Annotated in this window: 16 protein-coding genes, 1 tRNA gene and 1 pseudogene; 8 read left to right on the forward strand and 10 right to left on the reverse strand. The window is 34.9% G+C overall.

Translation table 11 applies throughout. The features are described 5' to 3' along the window. Positions 1-54: 54 nt before the first annotated feature. From ACYQ1E_RS09565 to ACYQ1E_RS09590, 6 genes and pseudogenes are all read right to left on the reverse strand, one after another. Positions 55-126: transfer RNA gene (locus ACYQ1E_RS09565), tRNA-Val, on the reverse strand. A gap of 146 nt (positions 127-272) precedes the next feature. Beyond that, entirely contained in the window at positions 273-2078 is a 1806-nt protein-coding gene (locus tag ACYQ1E_RS09570) for a hypothetical protein (RefSeq protein ID WP_459878581.1), read from the reverse strand. Positions 2079-2171: 93 nt separating this feature from the next. Further along, complete coding sequence (locus ACYQ1E_RS09575) at positions 2172-3653, reverse strand: hypothetical protein (RefSeq protein WP_459878584.1); 1482 nt, start codon at positions 3651-3653, stop codon at positions 2172-2174. Between the two features lie 456 nt (positions 3654-4109). Then, positions 4110-5921: an IS1634 family transposase gene (locus tag ACYQ1E_RS09580; protein WP_459874731.1), complete on the reverse strand. Its 1812-nt coding sequence runs from the start codon at positions 5919-5921 to the stop codon at positions 4110-4112. Between the two features lie 197 nt (positions 5922-6118). Then, the gene (locus ACYQ1E_RS09585) at positions 6119-7015 is read right to left on the reverse strand and encodes a glycosyltransferase (protein WP_488193120.1); all 897 of its coding nucleotides are present in this window, start codon (positions 7013-7015) and stop codon (positions 6119-6121) included. After that, positions 6900-7616, reverse strand: a pseudogene (locus tag ACYQ1E_RS09590) (glycosyltransferase); the annotation flags it as partial. The gene ACYQ1E_RS09585 and the pseudogene ACYQ1E_RS09590, both read right to left, overlap by 116 nt. Positions 7617-7697: 81 nt before the next feature. On the opposite strand from ACYQ1E_RS09590, the gene ACYQ1E_RS09595 reads away from it, so the two are divergent. Further along, complete coding sequence (locus ACYQ1E_RS09595) at positions 7698-8990, forward strand: IS1380 family transposase (protein ID WP_459874805.1); 1293 nt, start codon at positions 7698-7700, stop codon at positions 8988-8990. Between the two features lie 221 nt (positions 8991-9211). Here the strand turns inward: ACYQ1E_RS09595 and ACYQ1E_RS09600 are convergent, their stop codons facing one another. The 4 genes from ACYQ1E_RS09600 to ACYQ1E_RS09615 form a co-directional block, all read right to left on the reverse strand. After that, complete coding sequence (locus ACYQ1E_RS09600; protein WP_459878594.1) at positions 9212-9448, reverse strand: glycosyltransferase family protein; 237 nt, start codon at positions 9446-9448, stop codon at positions 9212-9214. Positions 9449-9602: 154 nt separating this feature from the next. Then, positions 9603-10493 carry a phosphoribosylaminoimidazolesuccinocarboxamide synthase gene (locus ACYQ1E_RS09605; RefSeq protein WP_459878598.1) on the reverse strand — a complete coding sequence of 297 codons (891 nt, stop codon included), beginning with the start codon at positions 10491-10493 and terminating at the stop codon, positions 9603-9605. A 17-nt stretch (positions 10494-10510) separates the two neighbouring features. Next, the gene (gene hisD, locus ACYQ1E_RS09610) at positions 10511-11803 is read right to left on the reverse strand and encodes a histidinol dehydrogenase (RefSeq protein WP_459878600.1); all 1293 of its coding nucleotides are present in this window, start codon (positions 11801-11803) and stop codon (positions 10511-10513) included. Positions 11804-11903: 100 nt separating this feature from the next. Continuing rightward, a complete protein-coding gene (locus tag ACYQ1E_RS09615; RefSeq protein WP_459878603.1) occupies positions 11904-12626 on the reverse strand; it encodes a lipoprotein in 723 nt (240 codons plus the stop codon). Positions 12627-13153: 527 nt separating this feature from the next. Between ACYQ1E_RS09615 and ACYQ1E_RS09620 the strand changes: the two genes are divergently transcribed. The 7 genes from ACYQ1E_RS09620 to rfbC all read left to right on the forward strand — a co-directional run bounded on the left by ACYQ1E_RS09620 (position 13154) and on the right by rfbC (position 20559). Beyond that, complete coding sequence (locus ACYQ1E_RS09620; RefSeq protein WP_459878606.1) at positions 13154-13519, forward strand: hypothetical protein; 366 nt, start codon at positions 13154-13156, stop codon at positions 13517-13519. Between the two features lie 52 nt (positions 13520-13571). Next, the gene (locus ACYQ1E_RS09625) at positions 13572-15986 is read left to right on the forward strand and encodes a TIGR03936 family radical SAM-associated protein (protein ID WP_459878609.1); all 2415 of its coding nucleotides are present in this window, start codon (positions 13572-13574) and stop codon (positions 15984-15986) included. Between the two features lie 30 nt (positions 15987-16016). After that, entirely contained in the window at positions 16017-16745 is a 729-nt protein-coding gene (locus ACYQ1E_RS09630) for an SIR2 family NAD-dependent protein deacylase (protein WP_459878611.1), read from the forward strand. Positions 16746-16765: 20 nt separating this feature from the next. Then, positions 16766-17935, forward strand: a complete 1170-nt coding sequence (gene metK, locus ACYQ1E_RS09635; RefSeq protein WP_459878613.1) for a methionine adenosyltransferase — start codon at positions 16766-16768, stop codon at positions 17933-17935. 119 nt (positions 17936-18054) lie between these two features. Continuing rightward, entirely contained in the window at positions 18055-19125 is a 1071-nt protein-coding gene (locus ACYQ1E_RS09640; protein WP_459878616.1) for a uroporphyrinogen decarboxylase/cobalamine-independent methonine synthase family protein, read from the forward strand. A 20-nt stretch (positions 19126-19145) separates the two neighbouring features. After that, positions 19146-20009 carry a dTDP-4-dehydrorhamnose reductase gene (gene rfbD / locus ACYQ1E_RS09645; protein ID WP_459878618.1) on the forward strand — a complete coding sequence of 288 codons (864 nt, stop codon included), beginning with the start codon at positions 19146-19148 and terminating at the stop codon, positions 20007-20009. Beyond that, entirely contained in the window at positions 19999-20559 is a 561-nt protein-coding gene (gene rfbC, locus ACYQ1E_RS09650) for a dTDP-4-dehydrorhamnose 3,5-epimerase (RefSeq protein ID WP_459878621.1), read from the forward strand. The genes rfbD and rfbC overlap by 11 nt, the downstream gene beginning before the upstream one ends.

Consider the following 20559-nt stretch of genomic DNA (forward strand, 5'->3'; position numbering starts at 1 on the left):
CCTCCTTAAAAAATCTAAATAGGGAGGCCTGGCCAAAGCCTCCCTATTTAATAATAGGCGCGAGGAGATTTGAACTCCTGACCCCTTGCGCGTCAAGCAAGTGCTCTCCCCCTGAGCTACGCGCCTATGTGAGAAAATATTTAATCCCTAAACTTATCATCTGTCAAGGGCAAAAGAGTGTGGTCAGCGATTCTGGGTGAGGGAAAATTAGCTCATTTTAGATGTTTTCTATCCTTATAAGACTGAGCAGAAAGGCCTGGCCTTTTTATCATTTATGGGACTTTTACAAGGGCACAACCAAGCCTATCTTTTACCAGAAGTAAGATTTCATTGTTCGGCACAAAGGTAAAGTCCAGAATATCTTTTGCCATTTTGCGGGAACGCCATGTCTCTACTACCTCCTGTCCGTTCCACTTCACCCCTACAAGACTATCTTCTGCATTTTCATTTAAAACTATTTGTTTTATCTTTTTTACTCCAAAAGAGGTCTTTCTTTGTTTGTCTATTAAAAAGTTTTGATTTGCATATTCATGTTTAAACACAAATCTCCTGTATGCATAATATACCTTAGATGTTTCTTTGGTGAATCCTCCAAGATATCTAGGTTCTTTTAATTTTATCCTAAAAGGAACTACATCAAAAGTACCGTATGATCTATCAGATATGGCCTCAACTTTTTCTGTGGGAGTGTAATAAACGGTCAAAAAATTTGTAGGTTCTAATATTATTATGTGATTTTTATCCCCAGGGATAAGATTAAATTGATAAATACAATAAACATCTTTTGCTGGTAAATAAGGCTCTATATTGAATTTATGTATGTCTTCATTCCATGTAAGATGATAAATATCTCCTTCATAGGGATCAGTTTCACCTTTTCTTTGTGCAAGCAAGACACTTTTTCCTGACCTATCTTCAATTACTCTAAAATAATAAGGAAAATCCTTAATTAACGGCACAAGGGAATTGTTTTTAAATTCAAGTATCATAGAACATAATTTAGTGGTAAAAGCGTCTAATTCATGAACCTCTTCTCCTAAAGTCACCATTAACTCGTCTCTACCATCATTGTTAATGTCCATGGCATGGATGTTGATAGGTATGAGGTCTTGTTTTTTAAAAATATATTTAAACTCAGGAATTATTCCTTCAGATGTGTATTTAACAACGTAAATACCCCTTTTATTTAACAGGGCAAGTTCCACGTCTTTATTTAAGATTTTGCATGAAACCAGTCTAACATAACGGCCACTTATACGAAATAGTTTTCGCTTATATGGAGTAGAGGGATGAATAAAACTCGTGGTTTCTTTAAAAGATGTTGAAGGCAATTTATAACTCAATTCTTTTTTTACGCCTGGTGTGATTGAGGTAATCTGTTTATGTTGTAAATTTTTGGCCAGTTGTGTTTGAGTTGAAAGCAAAATAGGGTATCCTGGTGGTTCATAAGTTGCTAATGGATTTTGGAAATTAAAAGATTCTGTAAACAAGGTATTACCACTGTAAATGGAACAAATTTTTATTGTAATTAGATGATTGTCATATTCTAGACGAAGCACAAGTCCATATTCTGGTTGTGGATTTATTAAATTGTGTTGATATAGTTCAACCACTTGATAATTTGATGAAATAAGTTTCTTTAAAAGTTCTTGATAAATTTTTATGCTATTTTTATTTTTTAAATTGGTGTATAAATAAATAACTGGTGCGCCAGGTATGGTGACAGGGTCACCAATTTGGGGTTGAGGACCAAGTTCATACATTATGTGTGCTAGTACTTTATTTTGAAAAAAGGAAGAAACCTTAATCACAGCTGATTGGGGGAGTAAATAGAGGGGTAATTTTTTTTCTCTATGTAATACTAATAATTCCTCACCTCTAGTCACTTTGATATTGTTTTTTGGGAAAACCACTCTTTTACCATATTTTTCAGTTATATTGGAGATGAGTGTATATTTTGACGGATAATGTTTATTCAAATATTGTATTACATGTTCAATATTTTTAGAATAGCTAAAACCTGTTGTAGGGACAAAAAGGATATAAAAAAAGAGATAAAGAAAAAATTTTTTTCTCATATTTAATCCTTTTATTGTTTTTAATTTAATACATTAAAAAAGGGACTGACCTTCAGTCCCTTTTTTAATGATCGAAACCATTTTATCCTTTTATTAGAATTTCCAGATCATCTCAACAGTATTCATTATAGCAGCTTCGTCAAAATCGTCTCCATATAAGTCTTCAACTGCATCCTCTGGATCAAAGTATGAGAATACATTACCAAGAGAGAAGTGCTTATTAAAGTGATATGTAAGCTGAAGGTCATATTCCCATCCTACGGAATCATCAATATTTTTACCTTCTATGTCTTCCAGCGCGCCATCTTCGGCAAACCAGAAATACTGGAACTGGGTTTTATATGAAAATTTACCTATTTTCCCTTTACAACCAATGCCCAATGAATACATGCCAGGATTAAAGGCACTACCACTGTTGCCTATTCCTCCATAACCAGTCCCTTTACCTTTATCTTTATCACCTAACATGGCAAAATCATTGGCATATAACTGGGATTTTAAAATTGGTATGTACTTATAAATAAAGGCATTCTCCATTCCAAAGGTTGATGAATATCTGCTTACGTTGGTAATGGGATTGTAGGCATCTATATCATCGTCATTAGCATCGTCATCACCAGACATATAATAACCACCTATGTAAGGTTTAATAGCGTCAGATAGGTCAAACTCCAAAGACGCAAAAGCTGCATAGGCAGATATATCTAGATCCTTATAGGTCCTTCCATTGTGTACAAGCCGTTCTTTGTTTCCAACAGCATATACAAATTCTGCCCTAGGAACAATAATACCTATTTTTCCATAAAATTCTGCACCAAAATAATTTATCGTTGCGTTCATTGAATCGTTGTCACTATAGGCATAAAAAGGAGAAACCTTAAATCCCATAATAGGAATTGTTAGTTTTAAAGTATATACGTTCCAGTCCAATGCATCACCGTCAGTTACTCCTACTTTTCCTATATCATCATATACAAAAATATCTAAAATCTCATAAGAAATTCCATTTATATTACCTTTTAGACCAATATACGGATGATCATCTCCGTATAAAACACCACCTGTTTTTATATCCAGGGCCTTGCTCTGCCATCCGGTTTCCAATATTGTTGGTACTCCATAAGAGGAAAAGTCGTAAGTAAACTCTAATTTTTCCACTCCAAAGCTGTTACCAGAAAACCCATTTTCTCTTTCTATATTCTCGTAGCGATTACCTGTTCTTTCCCCCCTGTCAGTATTTCTTTTATCATAAGTGAGATCAGATTCTAAGATGGCCAAAAAACTCCAGTTTTCTCCTGTGCCTTTAAAACCCAATCTGAATTCACTTCTCACACTTAGGTCATCATCTCCCGCCCATCCATTTTCATCTAAGGTTTTGTCATAGGTACTATTTTCGTCGTTAAAGTTCACGTTTTTGCTATACATGGGGTATGTCTTTAAGCTGCCGAATATTTGGATATCAATATCCTTACTTGCAGCAGATACCTTTCCTGTTCCCATCTTAGCGAAACAAATAACTGGTGAAGCCATTAATATTACCAGAATTACTAAAAATATACCCTTGATTTTTCCCATAAAAAATACCTCCCTCCTCTTAATTCTTTAATGAGTTAGCAATCTCACCTTAAGACTTTAATCTTGTTAAAATTTATTACTTTTCAACTTGTATTCCACATAATCCTTCCTCCTTTTGCAATTATTCAGTTAATCCCCCAACATTTTTAGATAACATTAAAAAATTATATATTAATTCTAAACTCTATTTTTTTCAAGTATTTTTTACGCTATTCGCAGTTTTGAGCTGCTTTTAAAAAATTTACCTTGTCCCTGGAAGGTAATATGAAAACAAGTAAATATTTATCATATTTATCCCAACCGTGTAAATTTTTATAGATCCATAAGTTAGATTTGAGGAAAAGAATTAAAAAATATTTTAACAAAAACCAAGGACCTTAACCCAAGTTTGTCACTTTTTTTTGTAAGATATTGTAATTATTGAATTCAATCATCTTTTTCTTCACTACAAATTTATCAATTAATTTTTAAAATGCTAGATAAAGGCTTTAAAGGAAGTTCCAGGGCATTATATATCTCCAGTTGAAAAGATTCTAATTCTGTTATTTGTCTCAGATGGATTGTTTTACCTTCCTGGGTTATCATAGTGGTGGTTACTCTAATTATGGTACTTAACTCTCTTCTTATTGTTTCCCATAATTTTGAAATCCCTCTTTGTCTCAATCTCCTTTGAATAACACAAAGCAGATGATAAGCTAATATGGTTAAAAAAATATGACCTGTTATTCGTTTATCTATTCTATGATAGATTGGTCTTAATTTTAGTTCACTCTTTAAGCTCCTGAATGATGCTTCTACATTTGAAAGAAGATTGTAAATCTCCCATAATTCCTTATTACTTAGCTCTGTCCTGGAAGTTCTAAGTTTGTACGCTCCTGAAAATCTTACATGAAGTTTGTCTTTATCTCTTACTCTCCAGCAAATATCCACTGCTTTGCCATTCTCTTCCTTTACTTTAATCTCATAAAATTGCGACACACTGCTGTATTTCTCTTTTATTCTTCCTATCCTCTCCAGTACCTTCGGATAACTTTTGATTCCTACTTTTCTTGTAAGAGATTGCTTGAGCCTTTGTAAATCTTTTTCCAGGCGCAGTTGAATACGATTTTTTATTGCCTCTTCCTTTTTGGCCCTACCGCTACTTTTACAATATAAAAATACCTCTTCAGGCTCTTCTACTCGTATCGCATATACTTTGCCACTATTACTCTCATGAACTATACTTTCTTCACCTGAGGGAAGTTCTTTTACTCGTCGTCTGTCTACACATATATAATCAAGTCCTTTGGCTCTGATTAGTTTTAAATTCTCTTCTGTGGCTATACCTGCATCTATAACTACTGTAAGCTTGCCTGTAAGCGATCTTGGAGAATTTATAAAAAAATCATCTAAAATCTTCTCCAGTGTTGAGGCTTCCGACACATTACCAGGAAAAATCCTGCTGGCCTTGGGAAAACCATCTTCATCAAGTATTATACCTACTGTCACTAATGGCCTATCATTTCGTTTCTCCTTAGATAGACCTCTCTTTGACAATTCTGAGCTTGTAACCTTCCCCTCAAAATATGTATTAGTCAGATCATATAAAATAAGCTGTTCTCCAAGACCAAAAAGTTCTCTTTCTCTTTTTACCACCTTCTCTTCTATAGCTTCTTTATTGGCTATCAGCTTGTCCAGAGTCCTATATAAACTGGATAGCGATACCACTTTTGCATCAATATTCATTACCTCATCAAGCCCACTTAACCGGTGAAACCATTTATGAATTTCCCTCTCACTCCCACAATTTATCAGACTCCCAACTATAAGAACTTTTGCTCTATCTATATCCTTTCTATTAAAACCTATTTCCTTTAAAATTTTTGTAATCATAAGTTTATCATATGCCCAGGCCCCTACAACTTCTGCTCCAACACATCTGACATCTTCGTTTTTTACTGAAGCAACATCAACCATCTTCCAATGAGCCTCATGTTTTGTTTTCTCCTCACTCTTTTGAAGAGCTTTTTTTCTTATTAAACCTGCAAAACGTCTTGCAGGTTTTTCAATTTTTTCAGGGACTTTTAATAACGACAATTGTCCTTTTAATAATTCCTCAATTCTATTAGCAAGAAATTTTAACTCCTCCCTGGACAGATCCAGTTTTCCAAGGTTTAAAATAGTTCTCTGCCTGGGACCATCAGGGGTTCTGTAAGATTCTACTAATTGATGGTAGAAATAAGTTTTTCCAGATTTGGGATCGGTTTTTCTAACTTTGCGGATAAACATAGGTAAGGATTATATCAAATCGGTTTTTCTTTGTCAAGATGCGAAATATTTTTTCTACCACTACATTCAGTTTTTAAAAAATTTAATTCAATAATTCCAACAGATTATAGCATTTTGCATCACAAAATCAACCAAATTTTTTATAAAAATCTTATTATTTTGACAAACTTGGGTTAAGATTGGCATGAATGCTATTTTCAATGGAATATTTTTTTTACTGCTTTTTTCAAAAAATTAGATGCCTTAGTATTTTTTAATGCTTCCAGTATAGCTTTTGCCAGTTTACAAGGCTTAGCTGGTGGTACTAATTTTCCATATTTTCCATTTTCTAAGATTTCCCCTGGTCCGCTTGGACAGTCTGTTGAAAATACTGGTGTACCAAGTGCCATTGCTTCAATTAATACATTTGGAGATCCTTCCCATAATGAAGATAAGACAAATAAATCGGCCTGTTTCATAAATGAATATGGATTCTCTCTAAATCCAGGGAGCCATACATCATTTGTTATACCTAATTTATACACAAGGGATTCTATTTTTTTTCTTTGTCGCCCCTCACCTAATATAACTAATTTGACTGGAATCTTGGATCTTAAGATTTTAAATGCCCTGATTAAGGTAGGAAAGTCTTTTGACTTTCTAAGACCTCCAGCCCCCAGAATTATTGGATACTTTTTTTCAACAAACCATGGGTGGTTTATACTTTGTTTTGCCATTTTAAACATTTCTGGAACGATTGTGGGATTTGGGAGGACCTTTACCTTTTGTTCTGGCACTTTTGTTATCTTGATTATATCATTTGCAACTCCCTTTGAAACTGCTACTATTAAATCAGCTCTGGGGAAAATCTTTTTTAATTTGGGGTGAGAAATAAACCTTTTTAAAAAAAATTTCTTCTCATCCCTTTTTGAAAAAGTGATTCCGTTTTTCTGGCTGTTTAATGGGAACCAAAATTCCATACTTACCATTTTGCAATATTTCAGCAGGACCACTTGGACAATTTGTAGCAACAACTGGAGTTCCCACAGCCAGTGCTTCGATAATAACAAAACCAAGTCCTTCCCCAAAGGAACTAAATACAAAAACCTGTCCATGTGCCATGTATGGATATGGATTATCAACAAATCCAGGGAAATCTATTTTGTTAGCTATACCTAATTTTTTCGCGAGATCCTTGTGAAAATTTTTTTGTTTGCCTTGTCCAAGTATAATCAGTCTCGTATCTACATCTTGAGTTACTATTTTAAAAGCCCTAATCAGAGTTGCAAAATCCTTTCTCATGCATAACTCGCCAACTCCTAAAATAACTGGTGGATCTCCAGGCTTAAACCATGGATGTGGAGGTCTCTGTTGCTTTGATTTCAAAAGTGAATCATCTACTACAGGACACGGTACAACCTCTATTAAGTCCTTTGATAGTCCTGTATAGCGTGCCATATCATCGGCAACACCTTCACTTGTTACAATTACTCTATCCGCATATTTGTACAATCTTCCTATAGAAACTCTTTGAATCGTTCTGTCTAATATTCCCCTATTAGCCAAATTTATGGAAACTGTGGTTCCTATACTTACAACAAATTTTGTTCTACTACTAGTTAGTATTTTTGCTAAGATAGCACACCTATTAACTCTATCCTTATCTGTTAACAAGACATTTGGCTTTACTCTTTTTATACCTAAAATTTGCATCATAAGATAATGTTTAGCTTGACAATATAGTGAATTAATGGTATAAAGTGTCTCAAATAGGAAGTATTAGGAGGCACTGATTCTATGCGTAGATTCCATGTTAAGTTCACTGAAAAAAATCTTACGGGCAACGCCGGACTGGTATTGCTGGGCCTATTTGCTGACAAACTGAAGCTTCCCAAGATGCTTGAGCAACACATTACTATTAAGCGGGGAGCTACCGCACAGTATAAGGTTTCCGACATTATCATGATTTTGATGATGGCAGTGTTAGCCGGGGCTAAGCATATGAGCCATGTATTTATCCTAAGATCTGATTTAGCATTGAGGTCGCTTTTTAAATGGGAAAGGTTTCCTGACTATACTACCATAAATCGGGTTTTTAAGTTGTTTAATCCCCGACATTGCAATGAGCTCTCCGATGTAGAAACAAAAGTGCGCAAAAAGGTTTGGGGTAAAAAATGGTTTAGCCGCATCACTTTAGATTTGGACTCTACAGTGCGTGGAGTGTATGGGAAACAGGAAGGTGCCGAGAAGGGTTACAACCCCAAGAAGCCAGGACAAAGGGGATATCATCCGCTCCTTTGCTTTATTGCTGAGACGCGGGAATGTCTTCACAACTGGTTTAGAGCCGGAGATGCTTATTCAGCCAATGGTTGTGTAGAGTTTATGCAAGAGTGCTTTGCCAAGCTTCCAAGGAGAGTCTGGAAAATTATTGTACGTGCAGATTCCGCCTTTTTTAATGGAGAACTTTTAGACTACTTAGAAGAGGCTCATGCTTTGTACTTAATCAAGGTTAAGATGCGAGGACTCACTCAGCTTTTAGAAGCTCAGAAGTGGCACAAGGTTAAAAATAGACCTGGCTATGAGAAGACCGAATTCACATACAAATGTGAAAGGTGGAAGCACCCCCGCCGGTTTGTGGCCGTACGTCAAGTAATAGAGAGCAAATTTAGTTGCTTTTTTTTCAGCGTTACAAAGACTGAGTATGATTATTTTTGTTATGTAACAAATATGAACCTGAGTCCCTGGGACGTCCACAGGTATTATTGCCAACGGGGGGCCAGTGAAAACTGGATTGAGTGGTGTAAGGGACAGATGGCCTCTGGAAGCATTTTGACACAGGATTTTTGGGCCAACTCCGCCATATTCCAGACCTGTATTCTGGCTTACAATCTACTGGTTTGGATGATGTGGCTCAACGATGAAGATGGTTTTAGAGAAGAGCCCAACACAATCCGCATGTTTCTAATCCATGTTCCAGCTCGGCTGATGCATGCGGGACGACAATGGTTCCTTCGATTATCGAGGGATTATTTTTTCAAAGAACGTTGGATAAAGATAGAAAATTCCATCCGGTCATTACAATTTGCTTAATCTTTTTTTGAGAGTATCCTCCAAAATAGGATTTTGCGTAAGTCCATGTGCAGTGGTGTGCCTTTACACACCCGTAAAGAGTGCCACTGACCGCAGCTTCTACCTGAAAAAGCCTTCCAAGTCACAATGAGGGAGACATATCCTTTAACATAACAGCTCCATATCTAGGTATCTCTGTCCAGAACAATCAGTTGCTTACGATTGAACTGTAATTGCAGATTTTAGGTTATATATTTTAGCAAAAATGGAAAGGCAGAATATACATGCCTAACTGGCAAGTTAATTACATTGATCCTTTCTGGAAGGTGTTCTAGATTAGGACCATGATTTTTGATCTTAATTAATTCAACTTGATATCCCCTTTTAGCTACAGAGGGGATTAAATTTTTCATGGCCCTATCAAATCCACTGTGTCCTGAAGTTGCCAGAAAGAATCCAATGCGTGGAGGAGGTTGCATTTTTGTCTATTTTGCTTTTTTCTTTTGCTGCAAACTACAGCTATTTTTTGCGCCTCATCCACCAATTCCCAGTTTGTTAAAAACAAACCCAAGGACCACCCACATAATTACTAATAATATCAAAGAATACAAAGTGTCCATTTTCCCTCCAATTTTAAAATAATTTCTCGCCAATGAGTCTAAAATAGGCTTCTAAGTATTTATTTTTTGTATTTTCTATGATTTCCTCTGGTAGGTTAGGGGGAGGGGATTTTTTGTCCCAATTTTGGCTCAACCAATCCCTTAAATATTGTTTGTCAAAGCTTTTTTGCGGACGTCCTTTTTCATATTCATCCTTTGGCCAAAATCTGGATGAGTCAGGGGTTAGGACCTCATCAATTAAAACTAACTCACCGTTAATAAATCCAAATTCAAATTTTGTATCAGCAATTATAATACCTTTAGAAAAGGCATATTCGCTTGCTCTTTTATATATTTCAATTGAAATGTCTTGAACCTGTTGAAAAATCTCTTCTCCTATCTTTTCAGCAGCTTCTGTTACTGTTATGTTGACATCGTGTTCACCAACTTCTGCCTTTGTTGAAGGGGTGAAGATAGGTGTTGGGAGTTTTTCTGATTCAACTAGTCCTGCAGGCAGCTTATGTCCACAAACTGAACCTGTTTTTAAATAGTCTTTCCATCCAGATCCTGTGATATATCCCCTGACAATACACTCTATTTCCAAGGGCCTTGTCTTTTTTACAATTACTGATCTTTTTTCTAGTTCATCTTTGTATTTTTTTAAACTAGCAGGAAAATTTTTGACATCTATTTCAATCAGGTGATTTGGCACTAGGTGTTTAAATTTTTCCATCCAAAAAATAGTGAGCAAATTTAAAATTATTCCTTTAAAAGGAATTGGATCAGGTAACACCACGTCAAAGGCAGACATCCTGTCGGTTGTGACAATCAAGAGCTTATCTCTGTCAACTTCATATATATCCCTAACCTTACCCCTGCTGATTAGAGGATATTCACTAATTTCTGTCTTTGTTATTATCTTCATTTAAGTTTCCTCCAGAATTATTTATTTCTGATCTCAGCACTTTTAGCGTGTGCATCTAAGCCTTCTAACCTGGCTAACCTGGCAATTTTGGCGCTGTTTTTTCTTATATAGTTTTTTGATGCCCATATAAGATTGGTCTTTTTATAAAAGGTTTCTACGGAAAGTCCAGAGGAAAATTTTGCAGTGGCAGTGGTAGGTAAAACATGATTTGGACCAGCAAAGTAATCACCTACTGGCTCTGGAGCATACTCCCCTAAAAATACACAACCTGCATTTTTGATTTTAGGAATAATTTCCCAGGGATTCTGTACGTGAACTTCCAGGTGTTCAGGCGCCAAATCATTAGCTACTTCTATGGCTTTTTCTAAATCAGGAACCATTATAAAGCCTCCCCAGGTTTTTAAGGATTTTTGCGCAATTTTTTTTCTTTTTAACTGATTTAACTGGATATTTATTTGTTTTTTTACCTCATTAGCTAATTTATTTGATGTTGTGATAAGTATAGAACAGGCCATTTCATCATGTTCAGCTTGAGATAAGAGGTCTGCCACAATAAAATCTGGTCTGGCAAATTCATCAGCTATAACTATAATTTCAGATGGCCCTGCAATCATGTCAATGCCAGTGTTTCCAATTAACAGCTTTTTTGCAATTGTCACATAGATATTTCCTGGTCCAACTATCATATCCACCTTAGGGATGCTCTCTGTTCCATAGGCAAGTGCCCCTATTGCCCATGCACTTCCAATTTTATAAATCTCATAGAGATTTAATAGATTGGCGGTTGCAAGGATGTATGGATTAATGTCTCCAGATTCTGATGGAGGAGTAACAACCAAGATCCTTTCTACCCCTGCAATCTTTGCTGGAACAGCATTCATAATCAGTGTTGAGATAAGAGGGGTACTACCGCCCTTACCTCCTGGAACATATAACCCCACTTTTTCAATAGGGGTAATTAGTTGCCCCAAAATTAAAGAATCCCCCTGAGGTTCTAACCATGATTTTTGTTTTTGATAGTCATGGAATTTTTTGACATTGGCTATTGCCTCTTTTAATATATCAATATCTCCCTCAGGGATTTTTTTTAGGGAGTCTTCTATTTCTTGTTTTGGAACTTTAACATTCTTTATAGAAAAATTAGCACAGTCAAATTTTTGGGTCATTTCTTCAAGATATTTATCTCCATTTTCTCTTACTTTTAATAATATTTGCCTGACTTCCTCTTCTAACTCTATGTTGGTTGTTTTTCTTTTTTTAAGGATTTCTTTAAAACTTGCCAGGTCTGTATAATGGTAAATTTTTATCATAGTGCACTATTCTCCTTAATTTTTAAAAAAATTAATGGAATAAATGAATTAATTATAATAAAAGCAATTTTATTTCCTGGTATTCTTAAATAATGGATTTTTAACTCTCAATTAAATAAAAAATAGGTCTCACACCTAAAAATCTTACCATCCAATAAAACTGGCCTCTACTTGTTAGAATCATTCCTTTATTTTTATTTTTTATCAAGGAATTCCATTTTATTTCTAAAATATCTGATTTATCAATTCCATTGTTGATAAGTATAAAATTATTAGCCACAATAGCAAATCTTTGGAGTAAATTGCACTTATAAAGAGCCAATTTTTTTATATCTAAAACAATGGTTGTAAGATCATATGCTCCTTTTCCTTTTTTTTGGTAGTTGAATAATACAAGTTTGTTATCGATAATCATATAATTCATTAAATTTTCAGATGTATCAAGACTCTCTTTAATTAATCTATCTGGTTTTACACAGAGTTTTTGTCCTACTTGCTTTTTTAGTTTTATTTGAGACTGAGTTCCTTCTAATAAATACACTCCTAAGACCCAGGGTCTGTTTATAAGTGTTTTGTTTGATATGAGCTCAAAATTTGAGTCTGAGAGCTTTTGTAGAGAATTTGCTAGAAAGTCAAGTTCGGCATCAAATTTATAAAAAGTATCAGCAAGTTTTTTCTCGTCATGAGAAAGCTTCCATCTCTTCTTTGAGATACTTGTATCCACCTTTAAAAATTTTCCCTGCCACATATAAGAAACCTTAGACCACAATGAACATCCTGTTAAAAGAATCATCAAAAAATACAGATAAAAAATTTTCTTCAACTCTATCCTCCTTAAAAGAATATCAATTTTTTGTTTGTAAAAGGATTAAAAATTTAGTATTAAGGCAGCAAATTAAGACTTGCTAGTAGTATATTATTAACTTGCGTTTTGTGGTTGTATCCTTTTTAACCTGGAAAAGGCAACCCAAAAAAAGGCAAAAAAATGGAGTTAGAAATAATTTTATTTTTAGTCTCTTTGTAGGTACTTGATACTTTTACCAAAAAAATCAAGCCAATGTTTAGATATGTGAAAGAAAATTTTTAAGGAAAAGATTAATTTTTTTTAAAAAATAAAAGCCCTTGAAAAAGAAAAAGTAATTTACCAGCAAAAGATAACCGCACTAGAAGAAGATTTGAAAAAAATTCAGAAAAAAATAGAAAGTTTTGAGGACAAAAGCCAGATATAGCTTTTATGTTTGGGGGCCTGATAACTAGGCCAGATTTAAAATCATTCCTTGACAGGTTTTATTTCCATGTCTAAATGAGATTTAATCTTGTTTAAAAATATTTTATCAGGAGGAGAATTTTATGGCTCATGAAATAAAGCTAGTAAAGATTGTCACTGGTGACTTGGTAATTGGAAAGTGGGTTGAACAAGAAGGTAAGTTAAAAGACCCTGTTATTATTCAAACAATACCCACACAAAATGGTATCTCTCTTGCTTTAATGCCCTTTGGGTATCCCTTTGATCATGAGATTGAGGGAGAAGTTTGCAAGGAGCATATTGTATATTGGTATAAAAATATGCCAGCAGACCTTGAAACAAAGTATTTAGAGGCATCAAGTAATCTTACTATATCTTCCACATCAGACCTAAAAAACCTAGAAAATATTATAGGGAGTGGTCAAAAAGGTGGGAAGGTTACAAATATTTCAGATTTGTTGAAAGGATGAGAATTAAAGAGCCAATGCCCTTAAAGAGCGGTATTGGCTCTTCTTTTTTGTTATGAAAGGGCTTCTCCCATTATTTGAAAATCCTTCCCATTACATTGGCCAGGAAATAAATAGTATCCATAAATCAAGAGACATTCCTCTTAAGTGGTGTTTAGCTTTTCCTGATAAATATCCTGTTGCTGTCTCATACTTTGGCCATCAAATTTTGTATTGGATTTTAAATTTCAGAGAAGATATCTGGGCTCAAAGGGTCTATGCCCCATCAAAAGAGGTAGCAAAAATATTAAGAATAAAAAATGAGGTTCTCTGTACCCTTGAAGGGGACATGCCTTTAACTTCTATGGATATAATTGGTTTTAGTATTACCCATGAGCTATGTTATACTACTATTTTGTATATGCTAAATCTTGGGAAAATACCTATTTTTGCAAAGGATAGAACAGATCTTTGTCCTATTGTAATTGCTGGAGGAGAAGGGGTATTTAATCCAACTCCCCTTGAGCCTTTTTTTGATGCCTTTGTAATTGGCGATGGGGAAGAGGTTGTTTTAGAAATTTCAGATCTCTATCTTAAGTGTAAAGCAAAATCTTTATCAAGAGAAGAAATTCTCAATGAATTGGCCATCCTTGAGGGGGTCTATGTCCCTATTTTAGGAAACACACCCGTTAAAAGGCGAATAATTACTTATTTAAAAGATCTTTATGTTCCAAAAAAACAGATAGTTCCCTTTGGAAAACCTATTCATGATAGATATGTGGTGGAAATATCCAAAGGGTGTACAAGGGGATGCAGGTTTTGCTATGCTGGAATGATTAATAGGCCAGTGAGAGAGAGAGCTGTTAGTGAAATTGGTTCTATTTTAAATGAAGGTCTAAAGGCCACAGGCCATGGAGAGGTTGGCTTACTTTCTTTAAGTGTGGGAGATTTTTCTAAATTAGATGAATTAATTTCAGTGACATTTTCTAAGTGTATTTCTGAAAATATTTCTTTGTCTCTTCCATCTCTTAGGGCTGGTAGTGTGCCTGAAAATTTTATAAAATATCTTGGAAAATTAAAGAGCAGGGGGCTTACCCTGGCACCTGAGGCGGGAACACAAAGGCTTCGTAATGTAATAAACAAGGGTATATCAGAACAAGATATTATAAATCACGCAAGGTGGGCCTTTGAAAATGGGTGGCAACAAATAAAACTATATTTCATGATTGGTCTTCCTACTGAGACTAAGAAAGATTTAGAGGGGATTTTTGAATTGTGTTTAAAGGTCCTAGAAACTGCGCCAAAACTCACAAGGCGAGTTAAGGTCTCTGCATCGATTTCTCCTTTTGTACCCAAGCCACATACGCCTTTTCAATGGGAAAGACAAAATAGTTTGGATGAGATAAAAGAAAAGATCCGTTTTTTAAATAAAATGTTTAAAAAGAATAAATGGCTTAATTTAAGCTGGCCTACATTGGAGATGTCTGTTGTGGAAGGGATCTTTTCAAGGGGTGATTATCTCCTGGCAAATGTTATTTTAGAGGCATACTTATCTGGAGATGTGTTTACTAGCTGGATGGAACATTTTGATTATAATTTGTGGGCTCGAGTTTTAAAAAAGCATGGTATAGATGTCTCTAAATATCTTGGACCTAGAGTTATAGATGAAGAATTGCCCTGGGATTTTATAGATACTGGGGTTAGTAAAAAGTTTTTAAAAAAAGAGTTTATTAAGGCCAAAGAGGCAGAGGTAACTTCGGATTGTAGGTGGGGTGAGTGCGCTGGATGTGGCGCATGTGATTTCAAAAAAATCTATCCTGTTTTAAATTCAAAACAAAAGTCCACAGATAATTTGGCAATAAGTTTAAATAAAAAAGTAGAAAAAGATAAGGAGAGGTACAGTTATTTGTTTTGGTTTGAAAAAAAAGATTTCGCAGCCTATTTGTCTCAACTTGAACTCCAAAAGGTCATTGAGAGGATTATGAGACGAGCAAATATCCCTTTAGCTTATTCTCAAGGTTATAACCCCAGACCAAAAATCTCCTTTGGTCGAGCTTTGCCTGTTGGAGTTATAAGTTTGTGCGAACCTTTTGGAATCCAGGTATTAAAAAAGCTTGATGAAGATATAGTTGATGAGTTAAATAGAAATTCTATCCCTGGTATAAGATTTACTTCTTATGAACATATTGAAGGGCGAGTAAAGGTGCCCTGTTCTACAAAAGAGCTATTTGAGTTGATTTTTATAAATAATAAAGAGTGTTATTTGTCGGGATTTAATGAAGATTCAATAAAAGGAGTTATATTTAACAAAAAAAATAAGGAGATTCCACTTGATTTGATTGTGGAAAAATGGGAAAATAAGAATGATTCTATCTATTTCTTGTTTGATTGGAGGGCCTTTTATTTAAATCCTTTAATTATTATAAGGTCAATTTTTACTAATATTGATCCCTTGGATTTTAGACTTATTAAATTGAAACAGTTTTTTTAAAATAAACTAATATAAAAGATGTTGAAAGATATGAACAGACAATTAGATGAAATAGCAAAAAAATTAAAAGATGCAAAAAAGGTGGCAGTACTCACAGGGGCTGGTGTGTCTGCTGAAAGTGGTGTCCCAACATTTAGGGGCCAGGGCGGACTTTGGAGAAATAAAGATCCTATGAAACTAGCAAGTATTGAAGGATTTTTAAAAAATCCAAAGGAAGTATGGGAATTTTATAACTGGCGCAGAGAACTCATTTCAAAGGTGAATTTTAATCCTGCCCATAAGGCAATTGCTGAGCTCGAAGAAAAAAAGGATGATTTTTTGCTTATTACTCAAAATGTAGATGGACTCCACAGGCTTGCTGGAAGTAAAAAAATAATAGAAATTCACGGGAACATTTGGAAAGTAAGATGTACAGAATGCAAACAGGAATTTTTGGATAAAAGGCCAAATTTAGGGGTGCTTCCAAAATGTGAGAAATGTGGTGGTTTACTCAGGCCAGGAGTTGTATTTTTTGGGGAGTCTTTAGATCCTATTTTGCTTGATAAAAGTATAGAATTTTTAAAGTCTTGTGATTTTATGATGGTAGTTGGTACATCCTCAGTTGTGCAACCTGCCGCATCTTTTTCCATGGTAGCAAAGGAAGCAGGTGCCATTGTTGTGGAAATAAATTTAGAAAAAACACCATATACGAACTATATGGATTATTCTATTCAGGGCAAGGCTGGGGAAATTCTGCCTTTAATTGTTGAACGAGTATAAAAAATAAGAGGAGTTTTGTTATGATTGGAAAGACAGGAAGATACATGTTTGCCTCAGAATCTGTTACTGAGGGACATCCAGACAAAGTGGCTGACAGGATTTCTGATGCAATATTGGATGAATTTTTAAAGCAGGACCCAGATGCCAGGGTTGCATGTGAAACCCTGGTTACAACTGGTTTATGCTTTGTTGCAGGAGAGATAAGTAGCAAAGGGGTTGTGGATTATCCAGAAGTTGTTAGACAAACTATAAAGGAAATTGGATATCACAGCTCAGAGATGGGGTTTGATTGGAGGACATGTGCAGTTATATCCTCTATTGATAAACAATCACCTGATATTGCAATGGGGGTAAATAGGGAAAAACCAGAAGAGCAGGGTGCTGGGGATCAGGGTATGATGTTTGGTTTTGCCTGTAAAGAGACTGATGTCCTTATGCCAACCCCAATATACCTTGCCCATAAACTGAGCAGAAGACTTACCTATGTGAGGAAAAAAGGAATATTAGATTTTCTCAGGCCAGATGGAAAGACCCAGGTTGCTTTAGAATACGAAAATGGAAAGCCAATTAGAATAGACAACGTTGTTATTGCAGCCCAGCATGAGGAGAACGTAAAATATGAAGACTTGAGAGAGGCCATTATAGAGGAGGTCATTAAGCCAATTTTGCCTGAAGAGTTGGTAGACGATAAATTAAGAATATTTATTAATACTACTGGAAGGTTTGTAATTGGCGGTCCAATGGGTGACTGTGGAATGACCGGCAGAAAGATCATTCAGGACACATATGGTGGAATGGCTTCTCACGGTGGAGGTGCCTTTTCTGGTAAGGATCCTTCAAAGGTGGATAGGTCTGCTGCATACATGGCAAGATATATTGCAAAAAATGTTGTGGCCGCTGATCTAGCTGATATGTGTGAGGTCCAGATAGCCTATGTTATTGGCGTTGCCGAGCCTGTCTCTGTTTTAGTAAATACTAACGGCACAGGAAAGGTCAGTGATGAAACCTTAACCAAGGCAATTTTAGAAGTCTTTGATTTAAGACCTTATTTTATAATAGAACGTTTAAGGCTAAAAAGACCCATATATAAAGAAACCTCCTGCTATGGACATTTTGGAAGGGAACATCCAGATTTTACATGGGAAAAAACAGATGCAATTGATGATTTGAAAACAGCCTGTAAGGTATAAAAAAATATTCATTTTGTCTGTAAAGTGCTCGATCTGACCTCGATTTTGTTACTGCTTTATAGTGGCAGTGAGCTAAATTGTTGTCAAGGCTATCAACGTAAGTTAAAAGAGGTGATGTAATGCAAGCCATAAAGCCAAAGGGGCTCCCAATGCTTATTGGAAGCCTCCCTTTAGAAGATCATACACAGGCCCTTGATTGGGTCTTTAAATATTCTCCTTATATTCCTTTATGGGTTCAGCTGCCTAAAAGACCTTTTGAAGGGATGATCTCTCAGTTTATGGAATCCCTCCCAGGATATACCTTTAAGTCAGCAAAAGAATTTATAGATACAGCTAGTCCCCTTTTTCATGAAGAGATGGTCTCATTTTATGAAGAGTATATGGGGGTTATTGAAGGAAAGATTGATGTTGAAAATAGCAGGTTTAAATTAAACAGGGATAGAGCAGCTGGTTTTTACCATTTGGTTGAAAGATTAAGTCAAATGGATGGCTTAGATAATATTTGTGCTATAAAAGGGCAAATAACAGGACCAATTACCTTTGCAACTGCGGTAAAAGATGCAGAGGGAAGGGCAATATTTTATGAGCATCAACTAAGGGATATGGCAATTAAACATCTAACAATGCTATCTGCATATCAAGCTAGTGTTTTATCTCGATTTAATAAGCCTGTTATAATATTTTTAGATGAACCTGCACTTGCTGGATTTGGTTCATCAGAATTTATAAGCATAAGTAGAGAAGATGTATTATCAGCCTTTTCTGAAATAATAAATTATTTACACTCCAAAAATGTGCTTGTTGGTATACATGTATGCGCCAATACAGATTGGTCCTTGGTATTTGACTCTGGAGCAGATATCCTTAGCTTTGATGCATATTCCTATTTTGATAAATTAGTTCTATTTAAAGATAAATTAAAAAATTTTTTAAGCCAGGGGAAATTCATTGCATGGGGAATAGTGCCAACAGATGCAAAATACATTGAAAAAGAAACTTTTGATAATTTATATAATAAATTTATGACGCAATTAAACACTATGAAAGAGCAAACTGGTTTGGATAAGTCTCAAATAATTATAAATACATTTATAACTCCTAGCTGTGGAGCTGGTTCCTTGAATATTGAGCTTGCACAAAAGGTCTTATCCATCACATGTGATATGTATAAGGCTGTTTTGAAAATGTAGAGAAACGCTCGGGAGTCTTTATGTTTATTAAACATGCAAAAATACTTATTACTGGTGCAAATGGACAATTGGGTTTTGATATTAGACGTATATTAAACAATTTGGGATGCAATTTTATTGCTACAGATTATAAAGAACTGGATATTACCAATGAGAAAGCGGTTTTTGATTTTGTAAAGAGAGGTGATTTTGATTTGATAATAAATTGTGCTGCATATAATGATGTTGATAAAGCAGAAGAAGATGTAGAAAATTGTTATAAATTAAATGCCTCTGCACCTTTTTATTTGGCAAAGGTTGCAAAAGAGGTAAAAGCTATTTTTGTTACATACTCTACAGATTTTGTATTTGATGGAAATAAAGGAGTGCCATATACAGAAGAAGATAAACCAAATCCTATTTCAGTTTATGGAAAAAGTAAGTTAAAGGGAGAAATTCTTGTTTTAAAGGAATATGAGAAATCAATAGTTATCAGAACTTCGTGGCTTTTTGGAGTAAATGGTAAAAATTTTAATACTCAAGTATTAGGATGGGCAAAAAAATATAAAGAATTAAAAATAGTAGATGATCAAATCTCTTCACCTACTTATTCCTATGACCTTGCTGATTTTTCTTTAAAATTACTTAAAAAAGATAATTTTGGTCTATTTCATTTTTCAAATGATGGAATTGCAAGCAAGTATGATCAGGCCAAGTATTTATTAAATAAGATTGGTTGGGATGGGTGCCTTTATAGGGCAAAAACTTCGGACTTTAATTTAAAGGCCAGAAGGCCAAATTTTAGTAAGTTGGATAGCAAAAAAATTGAATCCCTTGTTGGAACCAAGATACCATCTTGGCAGTCTGGAATTGATAGATGGTGGGAGGAATACAATGCCCTTTAATTTTAAAAAGTGTGAAATAGATGGACTAATACTTGTTATTCCAAAGGTTTTTGGAGATGAGAGAGGTTTTTTTATGGAGACATACAAAAGCTCAGATTTTGTAAAGGCTGGAATAGATGAAGATTTTGTTCAAGATAACCATTCAAGATCCATAAAAGGTGTGTTAAGGGGATTGCATTTTCAAACATCACCTTATGAGCAAGGTAAGTTGGTAAGATGTATAAAAGGAATTATTTTTGATGTAGCAGTGGATATTAGAGAAAATAGTCCTACCTTTGGCAAGTGGTATGCGACAATTTTGAGTTGTGAGAATAAAAAGATGTTATGGATACCAAAGGGATTTGCCCATGGATTTTTGACCTTGTCAGATTCGGCTGAAATAATTTACAAAGTTTCAGGTGCTGAGTATAACCCAGCTCATGATGCGGGTATTAAATGGAATGACCCAGACATTGGAATAAATTGGCCTTTTAAAGAATATGACATAAAGTATCCCATACTTTCGGCTAAAGATGAAAAATTGCCTTATTTAAGGGATATAGAAGTTTAA

The organism is Desulfothermus naphthae (assembly GCF_054657475.1).